The organism is Rhizobium sp. YTUHZ044 (assembly GCF_051123975.1).
In the GTDB taxonomy this organism is placed as follows: domain Bacteria; phylum Pseudomonadota; class Alphaproteobacteria; order Rhizobiales; family Rhizobiaceae; genus Rhizobium.
On record NZ_CP101426.1, the window covers coordinates 902,499 to 928,331 of the forward strand.

A 25,833-nucleotide genomic window follows, 5' to 3' on the forward strand; every position below is an offset into this window, starting at 1 on the left:
GGGTGTTGTTCACCCTTTCATTTAAGCAACCCGAAGGGAATGCGGACTACTTTGAAGGGAAAATAAATGGATGTTGCGGGATAGGCCTTCAGCCACTGGGGAGAATGGCGTCATGCACGAACCGAGTGCCAGGCGACGGGAATCCGTCGATGCCCTGACGGCCGAAACACGGCGTTTCGTTGCCGCGAGCGAGGCGATGATGGCATCGACCGCCCATCACCTCGCGGAAGGCGTTGAGAACCTGCGCCTGAAGGCGATTATCCACGAGCTTCCGGACTTCCTCTACGTCAAGGACCGTGACAGCCGCTTTGTCTTCGCCAACGCTGTCACGGCGGCCAGCCTCGGCCTCAGCGCCGAAGAGATTGCCGGCAAGCGTGATTTCGACCTGTTCGATTTCGAGGCGGCGCGCCGCCATTTCGATATCGAGCAGCAGATCATGGCGACCGGCGAAGCCCGCATCGACATGGAGGAAACGGTCGTCCTTCCCGGCGCCGTCAAGCCGATATGCCGGCTGACCTCGAAGATACCGCTGCGCAACGATCGCGGCGAGGTCGTCGGCCTGATCGGCGTTTCCCGCGATATCACCGAACGCAAGCTGCAGGAGGAGCTCCATCGCGGCCAGGCGAAACTGCTCGAGATGATCGCCCGCAATGAACCGCTGCCGATGATCCTCGAGGCGCTGGTGCTGATGATCGAAGCCCAGCTGACGGGGATCGACGGCTCGGTTCTCCTGCTCGATGGCGAGGGCACCAGGCTCTATCACGGTGCGGCTCCCAATCTTCCCGGAGGCTACAGCCGGCTCATCGACGGTGTCACGATCGGCCCCAAGGTCGGCTCCTGCGGCACCGCCGCCTGGCGTGGCCAGCCCGTTATCGTCGAGGACGTCCTGAGCGATCCGCTGTGGGAGGATTTCCGCGCGCTGGTTGCCCCTTTCGGCTTTCGCTCCTGCTGGTCGACGCCGATCGCTACCTCTGAGAATAACGTGCTCGGCACCTTCGCGCTCTATTCCATGGAGGTACGCCGTCCGACGGAGCATGAAACGAGGCTGGTGGCGCTCGCCACCCATATCGCCGGCATCGCCATCGAACGCAAGCGCGTCGACGACCGCATCCATTTCATGGCGCATCATGATGATCTCACCGGCCTGCCGAACCGCGCCTTCCTGAAGGAAAGGCTGGCCGGCATCCTCGACCAGGCACGGCGCAACAATCGCAAGGTCACTGTCGCCTATATCGATCTCGATAATTTCAAGGACGTCAACGACGGCCGCGGCCATGCCGCCGGCGACGAGGTGTTGAAGGAGATCGCCACCCGCATGGCCAACAGCATCCGCGCCTCGGATATGGTGGTGCGGCTCGGCGGCGACGAATTCCTCGTGGTGCTCGTCCACCAGTCGAGTCATGATGCCGGAATCACCCGCCGCCTTCGCGACCTGCAGAAGGCGATCACTCGCCCGATGCCCGGCGAGAGCGGTGACATCGCCATCACTTCGAGCATCGGCGTCGCCGCCTTTCCCGTCGACGGCGTCACCTCGGAAGAGCTTCTTGCCAATGCCGACCGCGCCATGTACCGCGCCAAGCAGTTCGGCCGCAACACGCTGCAGCACCATGATGGCGACAGCAGCGGGGTCGGCATGCCGCGCGGCGAGCAGGACGAGCTTCACCAGGCGATCACCGGCGATCAGCTGTTCCTGGAATATCAGCCGCAGGTGGATGTCGCCAGCGGCCGTATCACCGGCATTGAGGCGCTGGTCCGCTGGAACCATCCGGCAAAGGGTAGGGTGCCGCCCTTCAATTTCATTCCGCTCGCCGAAGAGACCGGCCTCATCGTTCCACTCGGCCTCTGGGTGCTGAACGAGGCGTGCCGCCAGGCGCGCAGCTGGCAGGATATGGGCCTGACGCCGCTGACGATCGCCGTCAATGTATCGGCCAAGCAGTTCGCCGATCCGGATTTTGCAAGCCATGTCGCCGAGGCGCTGGAGCGCAACCACCTGCAATCCCGCTGGCTGGAGCTCGAGGTCACCGAAAGCGTGGTGATGCAGGATGCCGAGCGGGCGCTCGCCATGATGGAGCAGCTGAGGGCGCTCGGCGTACGCCTGTCGATCGACGATTTCGGTTCCGGCTATTCCAGCCTTGCGGCACTGAAGACCTTCCCCTTCGACCGGCTGAAGATGGACCGTTCGCTGGTCGAGGCCCTGCCGGGCGACAAAACAGCCGTCGCCATCGCCTCGGCCGTCATTTCGCTGGCGCAGACGCTGAAGCTGTCGGTTCTCGCAGAAGGCGTCGAGACCGATGCCCAGATGGCCTTCCTGCGCCAGGCGCATTGCGAGGAGGCGCAGGGCTACCGCTTCTCGAAGCCCGTCTCGCCGGAGGAGATTCCGGCATTGCTGCAGGCGCAGCTTCTCTGAACTTTTCCTCAGCTTGCTCGTCGCGAACGGATCGCTCGCTTAGACCCGAATGATGTTGAGACGCAGAGCGCTGACCACTGCCTGCGTTCTCGTCGTGCATCCCAGCTTCCTGATCACGCTGCCGATCTGATTGTTGACCGCGTTTTCCGAGAGATCGAGAAGCTTCGCGATCTCGCTGCTCTTCCTGCCTCCGGCCGTTAGCCTCAGGCAGTCCAGCTCGCTCCGCGTAAAGGCAACCGGCTTGTGTTTCTCGTTCAGTGTCAGCTGTGACAGCCGATCATAAATCAACGTGGCGATAAACAGGATCTTGGCCATTTCCACCATGCTGAAATTCCGGGGTCCCGAAATCGAAAGGGCGCCGCGTCCAGCCGCGGCATCATGGACGGGAAAATAGGCGCCCTTTTCCATGCCGTAGCGCCTGAACAACTCGATGACGGTGGACTTCTTGGCTGCTCCGCGATCGGTATTGATCGCCTCGACATCATAGTTGAAGGGGCTGGTCGACCTCAGCATCCGCCGGATGACCGGACTGTCGACCAACAGGTTATGGGCGTCGTAATAGTCGACCATCTCCGCCGGCCAGTTGGTGATGATCTTTGTCGCGCCTATTTCGACGACGTCGACCGTAGGGAGCGTCATGATCAGGAAAGCCGTCATGCCCAGGTCCTGGGTAAGACGCTTCATATATTTGAAGACTTCGTAATGCGTGTTGAAGCCTGCAGCGACTTCTTCAATTCGGTTGAACTCGCCCTCGAGCGGCATGTCTTTCTCCGATCGCTTTCGCGGCGCCTGGCGGCTGAGGTGTCCACTTATCCGCTCGTACCGGAAGTTGATTCCGCATGCTCCAAGCACGGTGGAATATGCATCTGCCGAGAAAAAACGGAAAGGCCCTTAGCTGCCGGCAACAGACGGACGGCCGTTGCTTAACAAAGAGTTTACGGATCTTCGAACTATTCGAAGCGGCCGAGGCGAAAAAATCAGTGGCTTCGCGTTCGCCAACTTCCCAGAAAATCAGCTTCCGACGCGGAAATCGTGTTTCAAGCCAATGATTCTGTTTTCTTATTTGTCCGTACGGCTCGACCATTGGCCATCCGGTTTCGCAACGTCTCGGTTAAAGGAAGCTTAAAGAATATATCGGATTTTATTTCAGGGGTGCCCGTCCAGCGCAAATCCGTGATGGGTGGCGGCAGTCATTCGCTCGATGTGAGCAAGGGGGAAGAGCATGAAGACAATAGGATTCGGCTTCGGTTCGGATGCCAAGGCCGTACTGGCGGCGATGAGCAGGTCGCAGGCCATCATCGAATTCGACCTTACCGGCAAGATTCTCACGGCCAATGCCAATTTCTGTGCTGCCCTCGGTTATCAACTGTCTGAGATTGTTGGCCAGCATCACCGGATGTTCGTCGAACCCGCGGAAGCCTCGTCGGCCGACTATCGCGAATTCTGGGCGAAGCTCGGCAGAGGCGAGTTCGACCAGCGCCAATACAAGCGGATCGGCAAGGGCGGCAAGGAAATCTGGATCGAAGCCTCCTATAATCCGGTCTTCAGTGGCGGCAAGCCCTACAAAGTGGTGAAATTCGCGACCGATATCACCAGGCAGAAGCTGCAAAGCGCCGAGGATGCCGGCAAGATAAGCGCGCTGTCGCGCGCCCAGGCGGTGATCGAATTCACGCCGAAGGGCGAGATCTTGACGGCCAACGAGAATTTCCTGTCGGCGCTCGGTTATCAGCTTGCCGAGATCCAGGGGCGCCATCATTCGATGTTTTGCGACAGCGCTTACGTCAACAGTGACGATTACCGGCGGTTCTGGGCGCGCCTGTCAGGTGGCGAATTCGTGGCGGATGAGTTTCTGCGCATCGGCAAGGGCGGCAGAAAGGTCTATATCCAGGCCTCCTACAACCCGATCTTCGACATGAACGGTAAGGTGTTCAAGGTCGTCAAGTTCGCGACCGACGTCACTGCCCGCGTCAATAATGTCGATCAGTTGGCGGCATCCTTGATGGCGCTCTCCGGCGGCGATTTAACCCAGGAAGTCGCAACCCCGTTCATTCCGACCCTGGAAAAACTCCGAACCGACTTCAATGCCGCTGTCGGCAAGCTGCGCGCAGCGATGCAGGCCGTGGCCGAAAACGCAACCGGCATCGCCGCCGGAGCTCAGCAAGTTCGCTCCGCCTCGGACGATTTGTCGAAGCGCACGGAACAGCAGGCGGCCTCCGTCGAGGAAACCGCCGCCGCCCTGGAAGAGATCACCACAACGGTCTCCGATTCCAGCAACCGCGCTCAGGAGGCCGGCCAACTGGTGAGAAGGACGCGCGAGAATGCCGAGCGTTCCGGCGCGGTGGTCCGCAGCGCCGTCGATGCGATGGGCAAGATCGAGACATCATCGGCGGAGATCGGCAATATCATCGGCGTAATCGACGAAATCGCCTTCCAGACCAACCTGTTGGCGCTGAACGCGGGCGTCGAGGCGGCGCGCGCGGGCGATGCCGGCAAGGGTTTTGCGGTGGTCGCGCAGGAAGTTCGCGAGCTTGCTCAGAGATCGGCCAAAGCGGCGAAAGAGATCAAGGAGCTCATCAGCGCCTCCAACGAGCATGTGAAGAGCGGGGTGACCCTGGTCGGCGAAACCGGCAGGGCGCTCGAAGAGATCGTCGCACAGGTTCAGCAGGTCAACGGCAATGTTCTCGCGATCGTCGAAAGTTCCAAGGAGCAGGCGACGGGACTGAAGGAAATCAACACCGCGGTTAACACCATGGACCAAGGCACGCAGCAGAATGCGGCCATGGTCGAGGAATCGACGGCTGCCGCCCACAGCCTCGCCAAGGAGGCGGACGCACTATTTCAACTGCTGGCACAGTTCAACATCGGCGGTCCCGCCGCACGCCAGCACCGCCCCGCCGTGGCGACCGCCGCTTCCAGACCGGTCACATCGGCGCCGCGGGCAATGGCCGCGAAGGTGAGCGCGGCCTTCCGTGGCAATGCCGCCGTCGCCGGCGGCGATTGGGAGGAGTTCTGAGGCGCAGGGCGGCTCCGCCTCATTCCATCAGCTTGCCGATTGCCTCGATCTCATTCGTCCATAGGCCTGCCGCATAGTTATGCGGCAGCCGCGCCAGTTGCGCGGCATCGTCGATGCCGGTGGAAAAATCGCCGCCGCGATAGGGCCCGAGCACGAAAACCTCAGTGCCGGCATCGTCCATCCGGTTGAGAAAGCGGTCCGGCCAGCCCCAGAGCCAGGGCGCGATGTTGATCGGCACCAGCATCATCCGATGTTTGCAGGCATCAGGCAGGAGGCCGGTCCAGCCATAGCCGATATAGCCGAAAAGGCAGCCTTTCAGGCTCTTGCGCGATGCAGTTCTGATATCTGGCGCGAGCCGGCCGAGCACGTCGATCGGCTCATCGCCGCCATAGACGATGATGCCGGCCCGCCGAGCGGCCGTTAGTCCGTTCAGCACGGCTGCGAGCTTTTCCGCCTCGGACGGATCGCGGCTTTTGATGTTGATGAGGAAGCGCCGATCCGGAAAGGTCGAAAGCACTTGCGCCAGCGTCGGCATCATGCCGATACCCCGGCCGCGAAAAGGAAAGCTCCTGCCGCCATCGGCCGTATAGCCGTAGCCGATGTCGAGCCTCCTCATCTCCGCCATCGAATGCTCGCGCGTCACGCCGTGCCCATCGGTGCGGCAGTCGAGCGTCCAGTCGTGAAAGACGGCGAATTCGCCGTCCGTCGTCGGATGCACGTCGATCTCGACGATATCGGCCCCGGCTGCGAAGCCCGCCTGAATCGAGGGGATGGTGTTTTCCAGATAGTCGTGTTTCGGCGGCAGCATGCGGCTTGCCGTGCAGGTGTCGTTCTTCAGATCGGTCTCGTCGAACCGCTGGGCGATGCCGCGATGGGCGAGCAGCACCGGCTTTCCCGGCCGATGCTCGGCAATGAGGCTGGTATTGTTGAGATAGATGCCGGCGGCTGCGAGCGCGATAGCCGCCGCGCAATGGAAAAGCTTCCTGCCCATCTTTCCGCTCCTCCTGATTGCATCGATAGAGGAAGCAGCTAGAAAGCGATTCTGGTTGTTCTTGGGCTGTTTTCCGGCTTTTCTATGCGCGGGGTTATTCGCCGGAAAGGATTGGCATCGCGATGGAACGACAGGACGACGAACTCATCCATTTCGAAGCGCAGGGGGCCGCGCCGTTGCCGCCGGCTTCTGTCGAAGGCCATGTCGGGCGCGCCGGCGCCCGCATCTGGTATGCGAGCTACGGCACAGGCCCTGCCGTCATTCTGCTGCATGGCGGCCTCGGCCATAGCGGCAACTGGGGCTACCAGGTCCCGGCGCTGCTCGCCAGCGGCCGCCGCGTCGTGCTGATCGACAGCCGCGGCCATGGTCGAAGCACTCGCGATACCCGCCCCTACAGCTATGAGCTGATGGCCGCTGACGTGCTTGCGGTGATGGACGAACTGCGGCTGGAGACGGCGGCATTCGTCGGCTGGAGCGACGGCGCCTGCGTCGCGCTGATCCTCGCCATGACGGCGCCGTCGCGTGTCGAGGGCGTCTTTTTCTTCGCCTGCAACATGGATCCGAGCGGCACGCTGGAATTCGTTCCGACTCCGGTCATCGACCGATGCTTCAGCCGCCACGCCAAGGACTATGCGGCATTGTCCGCCACGCCGGACGATTTCAATTCCTTCGTCGAGGCGGTCAGCCTGATGATGCGCACCGAGCCGAATTATGGGGCGGAGGACCTCGGCCGCATCGGCGTTCCGGTCGCGATCGTGCTCGGTCAAAATGACGAATTCATAAAAGCCGAGCATGCCGAATATCTTGCCGCAAGCATCCCGGACGCTCAGATGATCTACCTGCCCGGCGTCAGCCATTTCGCGCCGCTGCAGCGGCCGGCGGAGTTCAACGCCGCGATTTTATCCTTTCTCGACGGGATCAGGTGATGACGATCGCCTCCTCTGGCCCCGCGCCCATTTCCCGCTATCTTTTGGTCCATGAGAGCTGATGCGCTGCTTTATCCCGCCCCGGAAGGGCTCTATTGCCCGGAAGGCGGATTCTATGTCGATCCGGTGCGGCCGGTCGAGCGGGCGCTCGTCACCCACGGCCATTCCGATCACGCCCGGCCCGGCCATGTGAACGTGCTTGCCACCCGTCAGACGCTCGACATCATGCGCCTGCGTTATGGCGAGGGCTTCTGTGCCAGTGAGCAGGCAGTCGGTTTTAACGAGGAACTGCTGGTCAACGGCGTCAAGGTGAGCTTTCATCCCGCCGGCCATGTGCTTGGCTCCGCGCAGATCGCTATCGAGAAGGACGGCACGCGCATCGTCGTCTCCGGCGATTACAAGCGCCGCCCCGATCCGACCTGCGCCCCTTATGTGCCGGTCGCCTGCGATGTCTTCATCACCGAGGCGACCTTCGGCCTGCCGGTCTTCCATCATCCCGATCCGATGGATGAGACCGGCAAGCTGCTGGCTTCGCTCCGCCAATTTCCCGAGCGTACCCATCTGGTCGGTGCCTATGCGCTCGGCAAGGCCCAGCGCGTCATCCGGCTGCTGCGCGACGCCGGTTATGCCGAGCCGATCTATATCCACGGCGCCATGGAAAAGCTCTGCGACTATTACGTTGGCCAAGGCGTCGATCTCGGCGAGCTGCAACCCGCCACGATCGAGAGCCGAGACAAGTCCGCCTTCAAGGGCGCCGTCGTCATCGGCCCGTCATCGGCCTTTGCCGACCGCTGGGCGCGCCGCTTTAACGAGCCGCTGCCGGCCTTCGCCTCCGGTTGGATGATGGTGCGTCAGCGCGCCAAACAGCTCGGCGTCGAACTGCCGCTCGTCATCTCCGACCATTGCGACTGGCCGGAACTGACCGAAACCATCCGGGAGCTGCACCCGGCCGAGGTCTGGGTGACGCATGGCCGCGAGGAGGCCCTGGTGCGCTGGTGCCAGTTGCAGGGCATCAAGGCGAAGCCGCTGCATCTGGTGGGCTATGAGGATGAGGCGGATTGAGATGAGCTGCGTATTGGCCCTAAACCTGTCTACAGCCGACCCTGTTGCCTCTACCGCCACTCTGGATGTGGCGGCGACGTCTGCCTCACACTCCCTCATTCGCGTGCTCGTCACAGGAATCCAGCCACCGCGCGTCGGCGCGGGGAGTAACTCTTGCGACCCTGAAGAGTCTCCCGCGCCCAAGGACTTTGGCGCGCTGGATTCCTGTGACGAGCACGGGAATGAGGGAGTTCCTGTGGAGCTTCGTCATGCCAGAAGGAGGGCCTCATGAAAGCCTTCGCCGACCTCCTCGATCGCCTGGTTCTGACCCCCAGCCGTAACGGCAAACTGAAGCTGCTGACCGATTATTTCCGCGACACCCCCGATCCGGACCGCGGCTACGGCCTTGCGGCGATCGCCGGCACGCTGGAGGTGCGCAACGTCAAGCCGGCGATGCTGCGCGACCTGGTGCTGGAGCGCATCGACGAGGTGCTGTTCCATTATTCCTATGATTATGTCGGCGATCTCGCCGAGACCATCTCGCTCGTCTGGGACAATGAGCGGGATATCGACCGCTCGGCCCTGGCTCAGCCGCGCCTGGGTGAGGTCGTCACCCGCATGAACGGCCTCGGCCGCACCGAAGTGCGCGGCTATGTCCGAGATCTGCTTGACCGGCTGGATTCGTCAGGCCGGTTCGCCTTCATCAAGCTTGCGACCGGCGCGCTGCGCATCGGCGTTTCCGCCCGTCTTGCCAAGCAGGCGTTGGCCGATCTCGGCGGCAAGGACGTCACCGAGATCGAGACCCTCTGGCACGGCCTGCAGCCGCCTTACGAGACGCTGTTTCAGTGGTTGGCGGGCGGCGGCGAGAAACCGGCGCTGGCGACACCGGCGATCTTCCATTCCGTCATGCTCGCCAATGCGGTCGAGGAGGGGGACTTGGCGAGTCTCGAGCCGGCCGATTATGCCGCCGAGTGGAAATGGGACGGCATCCGCGTCCAGCTGTCGCGCTCCGGCGACAGGCGCAAGATCTATTCGCGCTCGGGCGACGACATATCGGGCGCCTTTCCGGATGTTCTCGACGCGATCAATTTTTCCGGCGTTGTCGACGGCGAGCTGCTGGTCGGCGGCACTGCCCGCTCCAACAGTCCGACGCGCACCTTCTCCGACCTGCAGCAGCGCCTGAACCGCAAGACGGTGACGGCGAAGATGCTCGACGACTACCCCGCCTTTATCCGTGCCTACGACCTGCTCTTTGCCGGCGACGAGGATATTCGCGGCCGCGCCTATGTCGACCGCCGCGCGCATCTGGCCGAGATTATCGAGCGCGCCCCCCATGACCGGTTCGACCTCTCGCCACTCGTGCCTTTCTCCTCATGGGAGGAGCTCGACGCTCTGCGTGCCGCGCCGCCCGATCCGGTGATCGAGGGCGTGATGATCAAGCGGCGCGACAGCATCTACCAGGCGGGCCGCATGAAGGGCCCCTGGTTCAAGTGGAAGCGCAATCCTTATAATGTCGATGCGGTGCTGATGTATGCGCAGCGCGGCCACGGCAAGCGCTCCAGCTACTATTCCGATTTCACCTTCGGCGTCTGGGCCGATGACGAGGACGGCGAACAGCTTGTGCCCGTGGGAAAGGCCTATTTCGGTTTCACCGATGCCGAGCTCGAGCTGCTCGACAAGTTCGTGCGCAACAACACCACCGAACGTTTCGGCCCGGTACGGGCCGTGCGGGCCGACAGGGATTTCGGCTTCGTCGTCGAGGTGGCCTTCGAAGGCATCAACCGCTCGACGCGGCACAAATCGGGGGTCGCCATGCGCTTCCCCCGCATCGCCCGCCTTCGCCCCGACAAACCCTCCTACGAGGCCGACCGGCTGCGCACGCTGATCGCGATGATCGACGCAAAGCCTGGCTGAGCTTTGCGCTCCTGCGCAACAATGACGCAGGACAATATTTTCAACATCATGTGTATTGGCGGCACCGGTTTTCCGATGCAAATCTCGCGTGCCGGGGGAAATGATTTGGGTGCTGCGCCATGAGCTCGTATGAACAAAATTCCTTTTTCCGCCAACGCCGCGCCGTGCTGGCGGGGCTTGCCGGCGCGCTCATCCTGCCGCGCATGGCGGCCGCTTTCGATGTGCCGGACGAGCCGCGCCTTGCCAAGTACGACTATGCCACGGTCCGCCGGCGGTTCCGCACGAAGCTCCTGCAGAAGGGGCCGGCGCCGGACAAATACGAACCGCTGACCGCGCCTGCCGACGCCGAGAAGATATTCTATCGTTCCGGCTATGGCGGCGAACTGGAACTGGCGGCCTGGGTCTCCAGATACAAGCGCGAGCGCAAGCCCATGCCGGCCGTGCTGTTCCTGCATGGCGGTAACGCCATGGGGGCCGGCCACTGGCAGCTGATGAAGCCTTATGTCGACGCCGGCTATGTCGTGATGATGCCGTCGCTGCGCGGCGAAAACGGCCAGAGGGGCAATTTCTCCGGCTTCTACGATGAGGTCGACGACGTGCTTGCCGCCGCCGAGCGCCTGGCGCATCTGCCGGGTGTCGATCCCGGCCGCCTGTTCATCGCCGGCCATAGCATCGGCGGCACGCTCACCATGCTGACGGCGATGAGCACCCAAAAATTCCGCGCCGCCGCGCCGATATCCGGCAATCCCAACGCCTTCCGTTTCTTCAGCCGCTATCCCCAGGACATCCGCTTCGACGACAGCAATGCGCATGAATTCGAGGTACGCTCGGCGCTCTGTTACGCCCACAGCTTCAAATGCCCGGTCCGGGTGGTCCACGGCACGGAAGAGGCTCATTTCAACGACCGCGCCGATCTGCTCGCCCGCCGCGCCCGCGCCGCCGGCGTCCATATCGAAACCGACACCGTGGCCGGCAACCACACCTCGGCGCTGCCAGCCGAGATCGAACAGAGCATCCGCTTCTTCCATGGGGTGGCGGCGTAAGCTCTGCCGTCGGCGAAACAGCATTGTCCTGTATCGCGACGAACGCCAGCCTCGCACCAGCCGCGAATGCCATCGTCGCGCCAGATATCGCCGTCTCGCCGATCGTTGATTAGGGTGGTCCCATGAATTTTCTGCGCCGGGTTTTCCCGATTGCCGGGCTTATGATTGCTGTCGCGCCGCTCGGCGGCTGCAACATTCTGATCCCCGATGTCGCTGCCGATTCGCCGGCCCGCTTCGTTCAGGAAACCTCGCCGGTCTTCTACCAGCCGCCGGGCGTCGATCCGCGCCGGGTGCGGCCGATCCCCGATCAGCCGGTGCCCCAGACGCGCGAACTCTACAAGACCCAGTTCCACCAGACTTACGGCCTGCCGCTCACCAATCCCGTGCATATGGCAATGTATGGCGAGCAGCGCGCCGAGGATTTCACCCTGCCGGCGATCCCGATCAGCCGTGTGCAGCCGCAGTTCCTGCGCCAGGAGGTCGACTACCAGACGACCGAGCGCCCCGGCACTGTCCTCGTCGATACCAAGGCGCGTTTCCTCTATTTGATCGAGGCTAACGGCAAGGCGATGCGCTACGGTGTCGGCCTCGGTCGCGATGGCTACGCCTGGACGGGCCGCGGCGTCATCCAGTGGAAGCAGAAATGGCCGCGCTGGACGCCGCCGGTCGAAATGGTCTCGCGCCAGCCGGAAGTTCGCGCCTTCTCCGCGGAAAATGGCGGCATGAATCCCGGGCTTCAGAACCCGCTCGGCGCGCGCGCCATGTATATTTTCAAGGACGGGCAGGACACCCTTTACCGCATCCATGGCACGCCGGACTGGCAGTCGATCGGCAAGGCAACGTCGTCGGGCTGCGTGCGCATGCTGAACCAGGATGTCGTCGATCTCTACGACCGGCTTCCCGCCAAGGCCGAGATCGTTGTGATGTAGCGCTGCAACAGCGCTCTTCATATCGTCGGCTCCGGCTGGAACACGTCTGCGTGAAGCTATGGTTTATTTGGCGCAAGCCGATAGATTTCTTGATGTCGTTATTCCAGCATTCCCGCATCAAAAGGAAATCAGTCCCGCGTCATGAGTTCCGATAGACATCTTTCCCGCCGCAGCTTTCTTTCCCTTTCGGCTCTGACGGCAGCTTCCGCGCTCGCCGGCTGCGCCTCCTCCGCCAACACCGTGACATCCGGCGACACGTCGATCATCTACCGCTCGCCGATGCGCCTGTTCCAGTCACCGGGAGCGTCGAGCGTGCCGAGCGGTCCGGAGCTTGCCGTCATGTACGGACCCGTCGAGGACGGCGGCTTCCTCATTCCCGCCGTTCCCTATGAAGAAATCGATCCGCGCTACTATCGCCAGCGTGTCCTCGACCCCACCGGCCAGCCGCCAGGCACGATCGTGGTCGATACGCCGTCGCGCTTCCTCTATCTCGTCCAGGCCGACGGCATGGCGATGCGCTACGGCGTCGGCATCGGCCGCGAGGGCTTCGCCTGGCAGGGATCGGGCGTCATCCAGTGGCGTCAGAGATGGCCGCGTTGGAAGCCGCCGAACGAGATGGTTGCCCGGCAGCCGGAACTGGTCAAATATTCTATCGAGAACGGCGGCATGGAGCCGGGTCTGAAGAACCCGCTCGGCGCACGCGCCCTCTATATCTTCTCGAACGGCGAGGACACGCTCTACCGCCTGCACGGCAATCCCGACTGGCGCTCGATCGGCAAGGCCGTCTCCTCGGGCTGCGTCAGGCTGTTGAACCAGGATATCATCGATCTCTACGACCGCGTTCCGACAAAGGCGCCGATCGTCGTGTGGCAGTGATACCGCCGGGGCGGTCGCCAGCCGGCCGCCCAAGGCAATCTTTTCGGCAAACGCTTTCTCATTCGCTGCCTGTAGAGGAATTTATTTTCGAAAATCCATTGCTTAATTCGACAAACCCCCTACATGTGGCGTATCGAATATTGCTTGTGACCCTTTGTCCATGCGCTGAAAGCGCTTCGTCAGATCTCGTCTCAACATCGATATTGCCCGCGGAATCGTTCCCGGGCGCACTCAAACGGTTGAAAAGGAGATCGTTATGAATTCAGGCGTCGTCAAGTGGTTCAATGGCACCAAGGGTTTTGGCTTCATCCAGCCCGATGATGGTTCCACGGACGTTTTTGTCCATATTTCGGCAGTCGAACGCGCTGGCATGCGCGAACTCACCGAAGGTCAGAAGGTCCGCTACGACCTGGTCCGCGACAAGCGGTCCGGCAAAAATTCGGCCGATAACCTTCAGGCCGCATGATTGTCGTTCGCCTTGGCTGACCACAGATTGCGGCGCGCTGACCACGGATGTACTGGCAGCGCGCTGACCATCAAAGGCAGCTTGGTGGCTGAATGACTTGAAGAGGTCGGGTTCAAGCCCGGCCTTTTTGTTTTGAAATTGAGCAGCCGAAGAGTTGAGGGACGCAGAATGAGCAGACCGAGCTACAAGGTCGGCGACATGATCGTGCTGAAGTCCGGCCTGACCCGCACGGCAAAGGCAGACAAGCGGTGCCGGATCGCGAGCATCCTGCCCAACGATCACGGGCACGTGCAATATCGCGTCCAGTTCACCGGCGAGAATTTTGAGCGCCGCATCACCGATGACGACATCGACATCGGGGAATCGCCACGGGCGCCGTCACTTGAGGCGGCTGCCAAAGCCGATGACGCCGAGCCGTGGCTGAAATTTTCCGGAATTCGCATGGGCAAGTAGCCCGCCATTATTATCATATGACAGCGGCCTCGCCGCCGACAGGAAGGATACTCGTTTGCAGGTACTCGTTAGGGATAACAATGTCGATCAGGCGTTGCGCGTGCTTAAGAAAAAGATGCAGCGTGAAGGGCTTTTTCGGGAAATGAAAGCGCGCAGCGCTTATGAGAAGCCGTCGGAGAAGCGTGCCCGCGAAAAGGGGGAGGCCGTTCGCCGCCAGCGCAAGCTTGCCCGCAAGAAGCTGCAGCGCGAGGGCCTGCTGCCGGCGCCGAAGAAGGCTGTCCGCGCTCGCTGATCCGGCCGTGGCATGCCGGCCCTAGCGTCACGGGCCGGTCGCCACATCTCGGCTTTGTGGAATCACGTCCCGGCCGTAAAATGATGTTGGCATCCGAAATGCTAGGATCAAACGCGCCATCACCTGAGAAAGGGGGCACATGACCGCCACCAAGGGAGAATTCTTCAACCCCGCCAAGCTTTCGTCTCGCGACAAGGCCGAAGCGACCGATCACACGGCGCGCGCCATCATTGCAGCCGAGGCATCGGCCCGTGACAAGAAGACGGAGAAGCTGAGGGCGCTTCGTCTGCAGCAGGCCGCCGAAGACGCGGATGCCGCACCTGCGCCTGCAAAAAAGCGCCGCTCGACGGCGAAGACCGCCACCCGGCGGTCCTGATCCCGCCGCAGACGTCACACCGGCGCGGGGCAGGGGCTTTCAGCCGTCGCCGGCCCGGCCGAGATTGGCCCGCAGCCGATGCAGCATGTCGCGCATCTCGGCCATTTCCCCGATCGTGCAGCCGGCGGCTTTCCCGATCGCCGTCATGATCGTATCGACCTCTCCCTTCATCGCTTCGCCCTTCAGCGTCAGCGACACGATCACCTGCCGCTCGTCGCGCAGATCGCGGATGCGCTTGATCAGCCCGCTCTGTTCCAGCCGTTTCAACAGTGGCGACAGCGTGCCGGAATCGAGGTCCAACTGCTCGCCGATCGTCTTCACCGGTAGGGCGCTGCGTTCCCACAGCACCAGCATCACCAGATATTGCGGATAGGTGAGGCCGACCCTGTCCAGGATCGGTTTATAGGCGCGGGTAAAAGCATGCGCCGTCGCGTAAACCGCAAAGCACAGCTGCTTTTCCAGCCGCTTCTCCTCCTCAGGTATCTCCATGGTCTTTGCCTTTTGCGCTTTCATATCCGTCATCCCCGAGGCTGCGATTGTCCTCTTTCCACTCGCGAAAAGCAATTTGCAAAATTCACTTGCGTGCAATTTAATTGTGCGATAGTAAAACTCCAACCCGATCGAAGGGCCAACCAAAGGAGATCGTCATGCCTATTCTCTATACGACCAAAGCCTCTGCCACCGGCGGCCGCGCCGGCCGCGCCGTATCCGAAAACGGCGTTCTGGACGTGACGCTGACCGTTCCCAAGGAACTCGGCGGCGACGGCGCGACCGGCACCAATCCCGAACAGCTCTTTGCTGCCGGCTATTCCGCCTGCTTCCTCGGTGCCTTGAAATTTGTTGCAGGCCAGCAGAAGGTCAAGATTCCCGAGGACACGACCGTCTCCGCCAAGGTCGGCATCGGCCCGCGCGAAGACGGCACCGGCTTCGGCATCGAAGTGGCCCTGACGGTCGATATCCCCGGCCTCGACCGCGAGACCGCCGAAAAGCTCGCCGCCGCAGCCCATATCGTCTGCCCCTACAGCCACGCCATGCGCACCTCGACCGAAGTTCCGGTCACCGTCGCCTGATCGCAGCGACCTGCGATTTGCCCATCACCCTAACCCTCTCCCCGTTCTGACGGGGAGAGGGGACGTGCCCTGCGAAGGCTTGGCGTGAGACGTTGCGGCATATCCCTTCTCCCCGGCAGAACGGCGAGAAGGTGCCGGCAGGCGGATCAGGGGCAGGTCGCCCTATGCGCCCGTCGCCCGTCCAATTTGACGCGGCCGGCGCGACCCCTCAGCCGGTTTCGGCGCTTCCACCCCCGACAGCGCCTGCAGATCATGCCGCAGCCGCGTAACGGCGCCGCCCGCCAATCCGTCGTCGAGGGCCGCATGCGTGCTTTCCCAGATCGGCAGTGCTGTTATCAGCACCGCCTTGCCTTCTGCGGTAAGACTGAGCAGACGGCCGCGCCTGTCCTTCGGATTTTCCATCACCGTCACCCAGCCCTTGCGCTGTAAGGGCTTCAGCGCTGCCGTCAGCGTCGTCTGATCCATGGCCAGCAGGGCGGCGACCGGCCCCATCGGCGGCGGTTCCGGCCGGTTCAGCGACATCATCAGCGAAAACTGCCCGTTGGTGAGACCGGCCGGCCGCAGCGCATCGTCGAACAGCCGGGCAAGCGCGCGTGCCGCCCGCTGCACATGCAGGCAGAGGCAGGTATCGCGCACCAGCAGCGTCGTCGAAAACGGAATCTCGATCGAATTTGACATGCTCAATTTCTATTGATATCAATGTAATTAGTCAAGGAGAAGGAGATGAGCCGGCTTCACCGGTGGGCGCCGGAGGAGGGCGCAGTTCATGCAGAACGAAGTAGTTTCCCGCGAGGAATGGCTGGAGGCCCGCCGCGCCCTGCTGCTGAAGGAGAAGGAGGCGACGAAGCTGCGCGACAGCATCAACGCCGCCCGCATGGCACTTCCCTGGGTGAAGGTTGACAAGGATTACGTCTTCGAAACACCCGAGGGAAAGAAGTCGCTCGCCGATCTCTTCGATGGCCGCAGCCAGCTTTTGATCTATCATTTCATGCTCGGTCCCGGCTGGCAGGCCGGCTGCCCCGGCTGCTCCTTCCTGTCGGATCACGTCGATGGCGCTCTGCCGCATCTCAACCATCACGACGTCACCTGGGTCGCTGTTTCCCGTGCCCCGCTCGAGAAGATCGCCGCCTATAAAAAGCGCATGGGCTGGAAATTCCCCTGGGTCTCATCCTTCGGCAGCGATTTCAATTTCGATTATCACGTCTCTTTCAGTCCGGAGGACCTTGCCAAAGACAAAGTCTTCTACAATTTCACTGCTATCGAGCCGGCTGAGGCTCATGACGAGCTGCCCGGCCTCAGCGCCTTCTACCGCAACGACAAGGGCGAGGTCTTTCATACCTATTCGAGCTATGCCCGCGGGCCGGAAGAACTGATCGGCACCCTGATGATCCTCGACCGCGCGCCGAAGGGCCGCAACGAGGAAAGCACGATGAATTTCGTGCGCCGCCACGACGAATATGAGGATGCTCCGAAGACCTCGTCCTGCTGTCACTGAGCCATCAAACATCTGGAATATCGTCACCCGAAGGGAGAAGCGATGATGAAAACGGCCGAAGTGCTGAAGGAGCATTCTTTTTTGGAAAGACTGGTCGGCGACTGGAGCGTCACCGCACCCGAGATGTCCGACGGCAACGACTGGACGGAGACCGTGCGTTCGCTGCACGGCATCTGGTTCGTCGCCGAAGGAACCGGCCTCATGCCGAATGGCAAGCGGGCCACCACGATCCTGACGCTCGGCTACAACGCCGAGAAGGGCAGATATGTCGGCAGCTGGATCGGCAGCATGATGGACTATATGTGGGTCTATGAGGGCGAGGTCGACGCCTCCGGCAATGTTCTCGACCTCTATACGACAGGACCAGACTTCAGCGGCGATGGCCTTGCCGATTACCGCGAGCGGATCACCTTCATCGACGACAATCACCGCACTTTCACCTCCAGCGCCAAGCAGGAGGACGGTTCGTGGAAGCAGTTCATGGAAGCACATTACATCCGCAGAATCTGACAATCACGGCGCCCCCAGCGAAAGGGTGGCGTCACAAGAGGGAGAACGTGATGTCCAAGACGCATGGAAAGTTCATCTGGTGTGAGCTGATGACATCAGACACCGCAGCCGCCGCGAAATTCTACAGTTCCGTCGTCGGCTGGACCACCTCGGACATGCAGGTGGAGGGCATGCCGACCTATACGATCTTCGAGGCGAACGGCATCGGCGTCGCCGGCCTGATGGAGTTTCCGGCCGAGCTTGAAGGTCAGGGCATCCCGCCGAACTGGACGGGTTATGTCGGCGTCGACGATGTCGACCAGACGGCAAGGGATTTCGCCGCCAATGGCGGGGCGGTGCGCCGGCCGCCCCAGGACATCCCGAGCGTAGGCCGTTTCGCCGTCGTCGCCGACCCGCATGGCGCCGTCATTTGCATCATGACGCCGGCGCCGATGGAACAGGAGTGGCCGGAACTCGCCCCCGACGCACCCGGCAACATCGGCTGGCACGAGCTCTACGCCGGCAACGGCAAAGACGCGCTGGCCTTCTATTCCAATCTGTTCGGCTGGACGAAGGACAGCGAGATGGATATGGGGCCAATGGGCGTCTACTACCTCTTCTCGCATGATGGCAGGCAGATCGGCGGGATGATGACCAAGCCAGACAGCGTGCCCATGCCCTGCTGGAGCTACTATTTCGTCGTTCCCGCCATCGACGCGGCGATCGAACGCGTCACATCGGGCGGCGGCAAGGTCGTCAACGGCCCGATGGAAGTCCCCGGCGGCAGCTGGATCATCCAGGCCACCGATCCCCAAGGCGCCTTCTTCTGCCTGGTGGCGCCGAAGCGGTAGCTGCTGTGCCGCACGGCGTGCCCCTCATCCGGCTGCCGCCACCTTCTCCCCGTTCTGACGGGGAGAAGGGACATGCCGCAAGCTCTCCGTTTCACGCGACCTCTCTTATGGCACGTCCCCTCTCCCCGTCAGAACGGAGAGAGGCTAGGCTGAGGGGCTTGCGTCTGAAACACTTTGGGCTACGGACGCCAGACCTCAAAAGCTTGTCACACTGCCACAGAAGCAAAAAAACCCCTCCGGGCTCTCCTCCTCCACCAGCCGCTTCTTCTCGATCAACCAGAAGCGGTTTCCAACCGCCCGCACGAAGCTGCGGTCGTGCGAGACCAGCAGACAACTCGCTTCATGCGCCATCAGCTCGTTTTCCAGCGCTTCCTGTCCCTCGATATCGAGATGGTTGGTGGGCTCGTCGAGCAGATAGAAATTCGGCTCCGTCAGCCTGAGCACCAGCATGCCGAGCCGCGCCTTCTGGCCGCCGGAAAGCTGGCCGATCGGCTTTGACTGCATGTCGATCGTCATGCCGGCTCCGGCGAGCAGTGCCCGCGCCCGCTGGTCGCCGACATCGAAGCGGCGGATGATCGTGCCGATCGGCGTATCCTTGTCGGCAAGATCGGCCAGCGCCTGATCGCCATAGCCGAGAACCAGCGACGGCGTCGCCCTGATTCCATTCTGCCCGGCCTCGGGTCTGTCGATCGCTTGTTTCAGCATCGACACCAGCCGTGATTTGCCGGCGCCGTTGAGGCCGAGGAGCACGATGCGGTCTCCCTGGCAGATGAATTGGCGGCCGGTCTTGAACAGCAGCGTCCCGTCCGGCGTCGTCACCGCCGCGTCGTCCAACGTCATCAGCACCTTGGCATGCGTGCCGCGGTTGGAAAGCCGGATGGCGCCGGCCGAGCGCTCGAGATGGGCCGGTTTTGCCGCGTCCTCCAGCTTCCCCGCCCGCTGCTTCAACTGCTTCGTCTTGACGACCAGCAGGTCGCTGCCGGAATTGATGCCAATATTGTTGAGCTTGGCCGCCTGCTTGCGTAATTGCTCGGCCGCCTTCATGTCGCGCTCGTAACGCCGCGCCTCGGAAGCGTCGATCTTGTCGAGGGCGGCGCGTGCTCTGCTATAGGGGAGCGCGAAGACCGGCGATTGCTCCGGCCGCAGGAACAGCGTCCTGTTCGTCGTCGCATCGAGGAAGGCGCGGTCGTGGCTGGAGAGGATGACCGGCACCTCGCGCGGCAGCGCATTCAGCCAGCTTTCCAGCTGCGCGATCTTTTCGAGGTCGAGATGGTTCGTCGGTTCGTCGAGCAGCAGCACGTCGGGCTCGCTGACCCAGCTGCGCGCAAGCATCGCCAGCCGCTGCCAGCCGCCGCTCAATTGCTTCAGCGGCCGGCTGCGCATGACTTCCGGCACCTCCAGCGATTCCAGCACGACATCGACGCGCCAGCTCTCGCTTTCGGCCTGATCGGCCGGCAGCGCCTGCAGCACCGCATCATGGAACGGCGTGTCGAAAAGGGCGGTCGGCACATTCTGCGCGACATGGCCGATCGTCAGCCCGCGCGCCTTGGTGATCTCGCCCGCGCTCGGCTCCAACGCGCCGTTGATGCAGGCAAGCAGGGTGGATTTCCCGCGGCCGTTGGCGGCGACGAGACCGATGCGGTCGCCTGCATTGACGACGAGATTGAGGTTGGAAAATAGCCGATTGGCGAGCGTCACGCCGAGATTGCGGATATTGATGAGGGTCATGTTCGTTCTCTGGTCCTGACCGGGGGCAGGCGCAATCGGTGGCGTCAGGCCATCACGGATTGCGTCTTGCGGGCCCGGGAATGAGAGGAATGCGCGCAGTCATCCGACGGCGGCGCATCGGCCACGAAGGGCAGACCAGGAAGAGAGTGAAAGCGTCTCTGGTCAGCCCTGCAAACGCATTTGCAGGGCGTTGACTGGACCACGCTGGCGATGATGCCGGAAATAATACTGCATAGCGTGATCCTCCTTTCTCGAAAGGGTTGCAGGATGGAAATACCATTGCCGACAAAAGGAGGCAAGGGAGGTTGGAGGAGGCTGCGCTCTCAATAAGCGGGGGTAGGGAATGGAAGGTGCCGCTGGCGGAGAGCACTGCTGCCCGCTTAAATCACCTACCCGCATCGCGGGCCCGGCAACTCCAGCCGCCGCGTTATGCCGATGGTTTCGAGAAACGTCTCGTCGTGGCTGACGACGATCAGCGCCCCGTCATAGGCGCTGAGCCCCGCCTCGACGGCAGATATCGAGTCGATATCGAGATGGTTGGTCGGCTCGTCCAGGATCAGCAGCGGCGGCGGTGCGGCGCCGAGCGTGCAGGCAAGACCGGCCCGCAGCAATTGGCCGCCGCTGAGGGTCGAAACCGTCTGCATTGCCGCATCGGCTCTGAACATGAAGCGGGCGAGCGCGGCCCGGCAGGTGTTTTCATCGGCTTGCGGATTGATCCGGCGAAAATTGTCGCGGATCGAGGCCGATGGATCGAGAAGGCCGATCTTCTGGTCGAGCATCGCGAAACCGGTCATCACCGCAACCGTGCCGGCCCAGGCATTCAGCTCGCCGGTGATGAGCGCGAGCAGCGTCGTCTTGCCCGAGCCGTTCGGCCCGGTGACGGCGATACGTTCCGGTCCGGTCACGTCGAAGGAGAGATCGTCGATGATGGGTTGATCAGGCCGGTAACCTGCCGTCACGCCGTCGATCTTCAGCACGATCTTGCTGGCCGGCAGCCCCGTCGGCGGCAAGCTAACCTGCAGCGGCTGGAGGATCTCGATCTTCTCGCGCGCCGCCTTGGCCTCTTCAAGGGCCTGGGCGCGCCGTCGTTCGGCAAGACGGGCATTGTCGCCGCCGGTGGTTTCGCTCCGCTCCTTCATGCCGCCGAGCATGATGCGCGGGATGCCGCCCTTGGCGGCCATCTTCCGCCCGGCGCTGTCTCTCTGTGCCTGACGCTCGACGTTCGCCTGTGCCTTCCTGGCCACCTCCGTCATGCGTCTTTCGGCATCGGCAAGATCATGCCGGGCGGCGGCCAGCTCAAGCGCCTTGCGCTCGCGATAATGGCTCCAGTTGCCGCCGTAGCGTGTCGCGCCGAGCGAGGTCAGCTCGACAATCTGATCGACGCTATCGAGCAATTCCCGATCATGGCTGACGATGACCGCGCCGGCCCGCCAGCCTGAAATCAGCGTGATCACCGCGTTGCGGCCTTCGCGGTCGAGATTGTTTGTCGGTTCGTCGAGCAGCAGGAAGTCCGGCTCGCTGAAGATAAGCGCGGCAAGAGCGGCGCGTGTGCGCTGCCCGCCAGAGAGTACGGCAAGCGGCGTCTGCGGCTCCGCGTCGAGCCCCGTCCGGTTGAGCGCGGCGGCGATCCGCGCCTCCAGCGTCCAGTCCGCCGAAGCAAGCTCGTCGGCCGTTGCCGCGCCGGCTTCGGCACGCCGAAGAAGCGGGAGCGCCCCGGCCGCGCCGAAGAGATCGGCAATGGTTTCGCTAGGCGTGACCTGGACGCTCTGGCGCAGCACGCCGAGACTGCCACTGACTGAAACCGTCCCCGACTGAGGTTGGATCTGACCGGAGACGAGCTTCAGCAGCGTCGTTTTGCCGACGCCGTTGCGTCCGACGAGACCGCTGCGGTCCCTGCCGAAACTGAGGTCGAGATCGGAAAAAAGCGGCCGCCCGTCAGGCGTGGCCCAGGAGATTTGCGAGAGAGTGATGGAGGCAGGCATGGATATGGATTTCCCCGTTGGCAAGGCGAACTGGCATTGCGATCGGGTTGAGATCCATTGCGGCACACATCCTGTTGAAATGGTCGATGCCGGGCAATTTAGGAAAGAAAGGCCGAAGGTTCAAGGTAAAGCGGCGATTCTGCATTCTTTCCGGCAAACCGTGCCGATGCCCCTCACCCTCTCCCGTTTCTGACGGGGAGAGGGGACGTGCCCTGCGAGAGACTGGTGGGGAATGGATAGGTCGCGGTATGGTCCCTTCGCCCCGTTTGCGGCTTCCGAAGGACGGGTCGAGACCAGTGGCTCGACCCAGTCGGTGTCGGCAGGCGGATGAGGGGCTCAAGCGCGCCGCCGCGCAAAACGCCTACCGCTTCAAGCTCCCTAGGATCCCCCGCACCAATGCCCGGCCGACCTGGGTGGCGACCGTGCGGGCGACGCTCTTCATTGCCGCTTCCACCACCGTTTCGCGCTGGTAGCCGGAAGACCTGCCGCGCGATTGGCCGCGGCCCTGGCGGTTGTCGTCATCGCCGAAGCCCGGCAGGCTCCAGCCGGAAGTCGTGCCCGGCTGCTCTGCCGCTTCTTCCTGCGCTCGCTTGGCGGCCTCGGCTTCCGCCGCCTTTTTGGCGCGCGCCGTCAGCATTTCGAAGGCGGATTCCCGGTCCACGTCCTCGTCATAGACGCCGAGAACCGGGCTCTTGTCCATGACCTGCTGGCGTTCGCCATCGCTCAGTGGGCCGACGCGGCCCGACGGGGGGCGGATCAGCGTCCGCTCGACGATGGACGGCGCGCCTTTGGCCTCCAGTGTCGAGACCAGCGCCTCGCCGGTGCCGAGAGTGGTGATGACGGTGGCGCAATCGAAGGCCGGGTTCGGGCGGAAGGTGTCGGCGGCCGTCTTCACCGCCTTCTGCTCACGCGGCGAATAGGCGCGCAGCGCATGCTGGACGCGGTTGCCGAGCTGGGCAAGCACTGTTTCCGGCACGTCGAGCGGGTTCTGCGTCACGAAATAGACGCCGACGCCTTTGGAGCGGATCAGCCGCACCACCTGCTCGACGCGTTCGACGAGAACCTTCGGCGCGTCGTTGAAGAGCAGATGCGCTTCGTCGAAGAAGAAGACGAGCCTCGGCTTTTCCGGATCGCCGACCTCCGGCAGTTCCTCGAAGAGCTCCGACAGCAGCCAGAGCAGGAAGGTGGCGTAGAGCCGCGGATTCATCATCAGTCTGTCGGCGGCAAGCACCGAGATCTGGCCGTAGCCATTGTTGCTGGTGCGCATGATGTCGGAAATCTTCAGTGCCGGCTCGCCGAAGAAGTGCTCCGCGCCCTGCTGTTCGAGCACCAGCAGCGCCCGCTGGATCGAGCCGACCGAGGCTTTGGAGATTAGGCCGTACTGGCTGGAAAGCTCGCTGGCGTTCTCGCCCATATAGTTGAGCAGTGAGGTGAAATCCTTGAGATCGAGCAGCGGCAGCCCGGCCTGGTCGGCGATCTTGAAGGCGATGTTGATGACGCCTTCCTGCGGCTCGCTGGCATCCATCAGCCGGGCGAGCAGCAGCGGGCCCATCTCGGCGACGGTGGTGCGCACCCGGTGGCCCTTCAGCCCGAACAGATCCCAGAAAATCACCGGAAACTGGTCGAATTCATAATCGGCAAAACCGATCTGTTCGGCACGCTTGGTGAGGAAATCCTTCGGCTCTCCCCTGGCGCCGATGCCGGAAAGATCGCCCTTGATATCGGCCGCAAAGACCGGCACGCCGGCCCGGGAGAAGCCTTCCGCCAGCACCTGCAGCGTCACCGTCTTGCCGGTGCCGGTGGCGCCGGTGACGAGGCCGTGGCGGTTGCCGAATTTCAGGTCAAGATATTCCGGCTTGTTGATGCTGTCGTCGGGATTGCGGCTTGCGCCGATGAAAATCTTGCCGTCCTCGATCATCCCCAAATGCTCCCTTCGGCGCTGCCGCCATTTGTCGAGAAGGTCCGGCGTCCGCGGCCTTCATCGAACCATCGTTTCCCTGTTATAAGCAGGCAGGCAGGTGCGGACAACTGTTTGCATGGGAAGCGAAACCGCTGGCTTGAGTTGCAGTCGATTCTCGAATAACGTTGACGTTAACGTCAAAAAATAACAGGAGGCTGACGATGAACGAAATTGTGACTGATATCGCCGATCGCGTGGGTATTTCCCCCGAACAGGCGGAGAAGGCGCTCGGCATGATGCTCGGCTTCCTGCAGCGCGAGGCCGCCGACGGTCCGGTGGCGCGGATGATCGAGGCGATTCCTGGCGGGGCCGATCTCGTCGCCCAGTTCAATGGCGCAGGCGCCGGCGGCGGCGGCCTGCTTGGAGGGTTGATGAGCTCGCTCGGCGGCGGCGGCATCATGGGTCTCGGTCAGCAGCTGATGGGCGAGGGCCTCGGCATGGGCGAGATCACCTCGCTCGCCAAGGAAACCATCGCGATTGCCAAGCAATATGCCGGCGAAGAGGTCGTCGACGAAGTCGTCGCTTCCGTTCCGGGGCTCAGCCAGTTCGTCTGAGCGATGGCCGAACATAGGAGCCTCGCCGTATTCGCTGCGAGGCTTTTCTATTCGTCCGCGCCCGAAGGAGAGCCGCATGACCGTCTGGCGCCCGCCGCAGCAGATCAGGGTGAAAGTGATCGGCCTTGCCTGGCGAGAGAACCGGTTGCTCGCTGCAGAAGTGGAAGATGACAGCGGCCGCATCAAGGGCGTTCGCCCGCTCGGCGGCTCGATCGAATTCGGCGAGACACGCGAACAAGCCCTGCACCGCGAAATCCGGGAGGAGCTCGAGACGGATATCCGCATCGTCGGCCCCTGGCATCTTCTCGAAAACATCTTCGAACACCATGGCGCAATCGGCCACGAATTCATCTTCGCCGCCGATATCGAGTTGGCCGACAATGCCCTCTACGATCGTGACGAAATCCGCTATTCCGAGCTGGACGAGACGGCGGCGACGGCACGCTGGTTCGGCCGCGACATGCTGCGTGATGCCGGCCTCGATCTCTATCCGACAGGCCTCGAGAGGGTGCTGTCGCCCTGGCGTGATTGAGGCTTGGGGAGGTTTTTAATCTGCTCGCCAAACTTTGATCGCCCGGGCCTGCCCGATAGGGAACAAGGGGCGTAGAATGGCTGTTTCTGCCGCATTGCCGACATCAGAAGGAACAGCATCATGCGCAGGTTCATTGCAGCAACGTCGATCGCTCTCCTCAGCCTCTCCGGCCCGGTTCTTGCCCAATCGAACATGGGCATGGATGCCAGCGGCCGCTTTGACGGCACGCCGCCGCTCGGCACCGCGCCGGGCGCCGAGCCGCAGACCGGGCTGGTCATCCCGCTCGACTCGATCCAAACCGGCAGTGTCGATAACGGCGCTCCGAGCGGTCGCGTCGACTGGGCGCGCTGTCCGCCCCGCAAGGCCCGCGGAGCGCTTGCCACGCAAGGTGGCAATAGCGGCGCCTCCGTCAGCCCCGCCTGCAGCCAAGGTCAATGATCCAGGC

General features: G+C 62.7%; 27 protein-coding genes. 20 read left to right on the forward strand and 7 right to left on the reverse strand.

Annotated features, from left to right (window positions below):
• The first annotated feature begins 112 nt into the window (after positions 1–112).
• The gene (locus NL154_RS04380) at positions 113–2,407 is read left to right on the forward strand and encodes a sensor domain-containing protein (RefSeq protein WP_221155480.1); all 2,295 of its coding nucleotides are present in this window, start codon (positions 113–115) and stop codon (positions 2,405–2,407) included.
• A 39-nt stretch (positions 2,408–2,446) separates the two neighbouring features.
• Here NL154_RS04380 and NL154_RS04385 read toward each other — a convergent pair whose 3' ends face one another.
• Positions 2,447–3,169 carry a LuxR family transcriptional regulator gene (locus NL154_RS04385; RefSeq protein WP_210628685.1) on the reverse strand — a complete coding sequence of 241 codons (723 nt, stop codon included), beginning with the start codon at positions 3,167–3,169 and terminating at the stop codon, positions 2,447–2,449.
• Positions 3,170–3,629: 460 nt separating this feature from the next.
• On the opposite strand from NL154_RS04385, the gene NL154_RS04390 reads away from it, so the two are divergent.
• Positions 3,630–5,420 carry a methyl-accepting chemotaxis protein gene (locus NL154_RS04390; RefSeq protein WP_434733654.1) on the forward strand — a complete coding sequence of 597 codons (1,791 nt, stop codon included), beginning with the start codon at positions 3,630–3,632 and terminating at the stop codon, positions 5,418–5,420.
• A gap of 19 nt (positions 5,421–5,439) precedes the next feature.
• Here the strand turns inward: NL154_RS04390 and NL154_RS04395 are convergent, their stop codons facing one another.
• Complete coding sequence (locus NL154_RS04395) at positions 5,440–6,411, reverse strand: glycerophosphodiester phosphodiesterase family protein (protein WP_221155482.1); 972 nt, start codon at positions 6,409–6,411, stop codon at positions 5,440–5,442.
• A gap of 122 nt (positions 6,412–6,533) precedes the next feature.
• On the opposite strand from NL154_RS04395, the gene NL154_RS04400 reads away from it, so the two are divergent.
• From NL154_RS04400 to NL154_RS04445, 10 genes are all read left to right on the forward strand, one after another.
• On the forward strand, positions 6,534–7,337 hold the full coding sequence (locus tag NL154_RS04400) for an alpha/beta fold hydrolase (protein WP_210628682.1): 804 nt from the start codon (positions 6,534–6,536) through the stop codon (positions 7,335–7,337).
• A gap of 51 nt (positions 7,338–7,388) precedes the next feature.
• Positions 7,389–8,399, forward strand: a complete 1,011-nt coding sequence (locus NL154_RS04405; RefSeq protein ID WP_210628681.1) for a ligase-associated DNA damage response exonuclease — start codon at positions 7,389–7,391, stop codon at positions 8,397–8,399.
• 267 nt (positions 8,400–8,666) lie between these two features.
• The gene (locus tag NL154_RS04410) at positions 8,667–10,292 is read left to right on the forward strand and encodes a cisplatin damage response ATP-dependent DNA ligase (RefSeq protein ID WP_210628680.1); all 1,626 of its coding nucleotides are present in this window, start codon (positions 8,667–8,669) and stop codon (positions 10,290–10,292) included.
• Between the two features lie 119 nt (positions 10,293–10,411).
• Positions 10,412–11,335, forward strand: coding sequence for an alpha/beta hydrolase family protein (locus NL154_RS04415; protein WP_210628679.1), 924 nt, complete (start codon positions 10,412–10,414; stop codon positions 11,333–11,335).
• Positions 11,336–11,457: 122 nt separating this feature from the next.
• Complete coding sequence (locus NL154_RS04420; RefSeq protein ID WP_210628678.1) at positions 11,458–12,264, forward strand: L,D-transpeptidase; 807 nt, start codon at positions 11,458–11,460, stop codon at positions 12,262–12,264.
• A 141-nt stretch (positions 12,265–12,405) separates the two neighbouring features.
• Positions 12,406–13,140 (forward strand): L,D-transpeptidase, encoded by a 735-nt coding sequence (locus tag NL154_RS04425; protein ID WP_210628677.1) that lies wholly within the window; start codon positions 12,406–12,408, stop codon positions 13,138–13,140.
• A 256-nt stretch (positions 13,141–13,396) separates the two neighbouring features.
• Entirely contained in the window at positions 13,397–13,606 is a 210-nt protein-coding gene (locus NL154_RS04430; RefSeq protein ID WP_011424508.1) for a cold-shock protein, read from the forward strand.
• Positions 13,607–13,774: 168 nt separating this feature from the next.
• The gene (locus tag NL154_RS04435; RefSeq protein ID WP_434733655.1) at positions 13,775–14,059 is read left to right on the forward strand and encodes a cold-shock protein; all 285 of its coding nucleotides are present in this window, start codon (positions 13,775–13,777) and stop codon (positions 14,057–14,059) included.
• Positions 14,060–14,114: 55 nt separating this feature from the next.
• On the forward strand, positions 14,115–14,351 hold the full coding sequence (gene rpsU, locus NL154_RS04440; RefSeq protein WP_011424510.1) for a 30S ribosomal protein S21: 237 nt from the start codon (positions 14,115–14,117) through the stop codon (positions 14,349–14,351).
• 139 nt (positions 14,352–14,490) lie between these two features.
• The gene (locus NL154_RS04445) at positions 14,491–14,727 is read left to right on the forward strand and encodes a hypothetical protein (RefSeq protein ID WP_210628675.1); all 237 of its coding nucleotides are present in this window, start codon (positions 14,491–14,493) and stop codon (positions 14,725–14,727) included.
• 39 nt (positions 14,728–14,766) lie between these two features.
• On the opposite strand, the gene NL154_RS04450 is transcribed toward NL154_RS04445, so the two are convergent.
• Positions 14,767–15,249 (reverse strand): MarR family winged helix-turn-helix transcriptional regulator, encoded by a 483-nt coding sequence (locus NL154_RS04450; protein ID WP_434733656.1) that lies wholly within the window; start codon positions 15,247–15,249, stop codon positions 14,767–14,769.
• 125 nt (positions 15,250–15,374) lie between these two features.
• Between NL154_RS04450 and NL154_RS04455 the strand changes: the two genes are divergently transcribed.
• Positions 15,375–15,797, forward strand: coding sequence for an organic hydroperoxide resistance protein (locus NL154_RS04455; RefSeq protein ID WP_010065781.1), 423 nt, complete (start codon positions 15,375–15,377; stop codon positions 15,795–15,797).
• 162 nt (positions 15,798–15,959) lie between these two features.
• Here the strand turns inward: NL154_RS04455 and NL154_RS04460 are convergent, their stop codons facing one another.
• Positions 15,960–16,475, reverse strand: coding sequence for a MarR family winged helix-turn-helix transcriptional regulator (locus tag NL154_RS04460; RefSeq protein ID WP_434733657.1), 516 nt, complete (start codon positions 16,473–16,475; stop codon positions 15,960–15,962).
• Between the two features lie 88 nt (positions 16,476–16,563).
• Between NL154_RS04460 and NL154_RS04465 the strand changes: the two genes are divergently transcribed.
• From NL154_RS04465 to NL154_RS04475, 3 genes are read left to right on the forward strand one after another with little or no spacing between them, the layout of a single operon-like run.
• Entirely contained in the window at positions 16,564–17,292 is a 729-nt protein-coding gene (locus tag NL154_RS04465; protein ID WP_210628672.1) for a DUF899 domain-containing protein, read from the forward strand.
• 42 nt (positions 17,293–17,334) lie between these two features.
• The gene (locus NL154_RS04470; RefSeq protein ID WP_210628671.1) at positions 17,335–17,802 is read left to right on the forward strand and encodes a DUF1579 domain-containing protein; all 468 of its coding nucleotides are present in this window, start codon (positions 17,335–17,337) and stop codon (positions 17,800–17,802) included.
• A 50-nt stretch (positions 17,803–17,852) separates the two neighbouring features.
• Entirely contained in the window at positions 17,853–18,632 is a 780-nt protein-coding gene (locus NL154_RS04475) for a VOC family protein (RefSeq protein ID WP_434733658.1), read from the forward strand.
• A 195-nt stretch (positions 18,633–18,827) separates the two neighbouring features.
• On the opposite strand, the gene NL154_RS04480 is transcribed toward NL154_RS04475, so the two are convergent.
• On the reverse strand, positions 18,828–20,360 hold the full coding sequence (locus tag NL154_RS04480) for an ABC-F family ATP-binding cassette domain-containing protein (protein WP_434733659.1): 1,533 nt from the start codon (positions 20,358–20,360) through the stop codon (positions 18,828–18,830).
• 389 nt (positions 20,361–20,749) lie between these two features.
• Positions 20,750–22,342 carry an ABC-F family ATP-binding cassette domain-containing protein gene (locus NL154_RS04485; protein WP_434733660.1) on the reverse strand — a complete coding sequence of 531 codons (1,593 nt, stop codon included), beginning with the start codon at positions 22,340–22,342 and terminating at the stop codon, positions 20,750–20,752.
• On the opposite strand from NL154_RS04485, the gene NL154_RS04490 reads away from it, so the two are divergent.
• Positions 22,341–22,535, forward strand: coding sequence for a hypothetical protein (locus tag NL154_RS04490; protein ID WP_210628667.1), 195 nt, complete (start codon positions 22,341–22,343; stop codon positions 22,533–22,535). The two genes, NL154_RS04485 and NL154_RS04490, sit on opposite strands and share 2 nt — an antisense overlap.
• 168 nt (positions 22,536–22,703) lie before the next feature.
• On the opposite strand, the gene NL154_RS04495 is transcribed toward NL154_RS04490, so the two are convergent.
• Positions 22,704–24,260 (reverse strand): helicase HerA-like C-terminal domain-containing protein, encoded by a 1,557-nt coding sequence (locus NL154_RS04495; protein WP_210628666.1) that lies wholly within the window; start codon positions 24,258–24,260, stop codon positions 22,704–22,706.
• Positions 24,261–24,463: 203 nt separating this feature from the next.
• Between NL154_RS04495 and NL154_RS04500 the strand changes: the two genes are divergently transcribed.
• From NL154_RS04500 to NL154_RS04510, 3 genes are all read left to right on the forward strand, one after another.
• On the forward strand, positions 24,464–24,856 hold the full coding sequence (locus tag NL154_RS04500) for a DUF937 domain-containing protein (protein WP_088395347.1): 393 nt from the start codon (positions 24,464–24,466) through the stop codon (positions 24,854–24,856).
• 76 nt (positions 24,857–24,932) lie between these two features.
• Positions 24,933–25,388: an NUDIX hydrolase gene (locus NL154_RS04505; protein WP_210628664.1), complete on the forward strand. Its 456-nt coding sequence runs from the start codon at positions 24,933–24,935 to the stop codon at positions 25,386–25,388.
• A 120-nt stretch (positions 25,389–25,508) separates the two neighbouring features.
• Positions 25,509–25,826 (forward strand): hypothetical protein, encoded by a 318-nt coding sequence (locus NL154_RS04510; RefSeq protein WP_221158115.1) that lies wholly within the window; start codon positions 25,509–25,511, stop codon positions 25,824–25,826.
• Positions 25,827–25,833: the final 7 nt, after the last annotated feature.

Coding starts and splice junctions, on each gene's coding strand:
- NL154_RS04380 (WP_221155480.1), top strand. CDS start 113: ATGCACGAACCGAGTGCCAGGCGACGGGAATCCGTCGATGCCCTGACG.
- NL154_RS04385 (WP_210628685.1), bottom strand. CDS start 3,169: ATGCCGCTCGAGGGCGAGTTCAACCGAATTGAAGAAGTCGCTGCAGGC.
- NL154_RS04390 (WP_434733654.1), top strand. CDS start 3,630: ATGAAGACAATAGGATTCGGCTTCGGTTCGGATGCCAAGGCCGTACTG.
- NL154_RS04395 (WP_221155482.1), bottom strand. CDS start 6,411: ATGGGCAGGAAGCTTTTCCATTGCGCGGCGGCTATCGCGCTCGCAGCC.
- NL154_RS04400 (WP_210628682.1), top strand. CDS start 6,534: ATGGAACGACAGGACGACGAACTCATCCATTTCGAAGCGCAGGGGGCC.
- NL154_RS04405 (WP_210628681.1), top strand. CDS start 7,389: ATGAGAGCTGATGCGCTGCTTTATCCCGCCCCGGAAGGGCTCTATTGC.
- NL154_RS04410 (WP_210628680.1), top strand. CDS start 8,667: ATGAAAGCCTTCGCCGACCTCCTCGATCGCCTGGTTCTGACCCCCAGC.
- NL154_RS04415 (WP_210628679.1), top strand. CDS start 10,412: ATGAGCTCGTATGAACAAAATTCCTTTTTCCGCCAACGCCGCGCCGTG.
- NL154_RS04420 (WP_210628678.1), top strand. CDS start 11,458: ATGAATTTTCTGCGCCGGGTTTTCCCGATTGCCGGGCTTATGATTGCT.
- NL154_RS04425 (WP_210628677.1), top strand. CDS start 12,406: ATGAGTTCCGATAGACATCTTTCCCGCCGCAGCTTTCTTTCCCTTTCG.
- NL154_RS04430 (WP_011424508.1), top strand. CDS start 13,397: ATGAATTCAGGCGTCGTCAAGTGGTTCAATGGCACCAAGGGTTTTGGC.
- NL154_RS04435 (WP_434733655.1), top strand. CDS start 13,775: ATGAGCAGACCGAGCTACAAGGTCGGCGACATGATCGTGCTGAAGTCC.
- NL154_RS04445 (WP_210628675.1), top strand. CDS start 14,491: ATGACCGCCACCAAGGGAGAATTCTTCAACCCCGCCAAGCTTTCGTCT.
- NL154_RS04450 (WP_434733656.1), bottom strand. CDS start 15,249: ATGACGGATATGAAAGCGCAAAAGGCAAAGACCATGGAGATACCTGAG.
- NL154_RS04455 (WP_010065781.1), top strand. CDS start 15,375: ATGCCTATTCTCTATACGACCAAAGCCTCTGCCACCGGCGGCCGCGCC.
- NL154_RS04460 (WP_434733657.1), bottom strand. CDS start 16,475: ATGTCAAATTCGATCGAGATTCCGTTTTCGACGACGCTGCTGGTGCGC.
- NL154_RS04465 (WP_210628672.1), top strand. CDS start 16,564: ATGCAGAACGAAGTAGTTTCCCGCGAGGAATGGCTGGAGGCCCGCCGC.
- NL154_RS04470 (WP_210628671.1), top strand. CDS start 17,335: ATGATGAAAACGGCCGAAGTGCTGAAGGAGCATTCTTTTTTGGAAAGA.
- NL154_RS04475 (WP_434733658.1), top strand. CDS start 17,853: ATGTCCAAGACGCATGGAAAGTTCATCTGGTGTGAGCTGATGACATCA.
- NL154_RS04480 (WP_434733659.1), bottom strand. CDS start 20,360: ATGACCCTCATCAATATCCGCAATCTCGGCGTGACGCTCGCCAATCGG.
- NL154_RS04490 (WP_210628667.1), top strand. CDS start 22,341: ATGGATATGGATTTCCCCGTTGGCAAGGCGAACTGGCATTGCGATCGG.
- NL154_RS04485 (WP_434733660.1), bottom strand. CDS start 22,342: ATGCCTGCCTCCATCACTCTCTCGCAAATCTCCTGGGCCACGCCTGAC.
- NL154_RS04495 (WP_210628666.1), bottom strand. CDS start 24,260: ATGATCGAGGACGGCAAGATTTTCATCGGCGCAAGCCGCAATCCCGAC.
- NL154_RS04500 (WP_088395347.1), top strand. CDS start 24,464: ATGAACGAAATTGTGACTGATATCGCCGATCGCGTGGGTATTTCCCCC.
- NL154_RS04505 (WP_210628664.1), top strand. CDS start 24,933: ATGACCGTCTGGCGCCCGCCGCAGCAGATCAGGGTGAAAGTGATCGGC.
- NL154_RS04510 (WP_221158115.1), top strand. CDS start 25,509: ATGCGCAGGTTCATTGCAGCAACGTCGATCGCTCTCCTCAGCCTCTCC.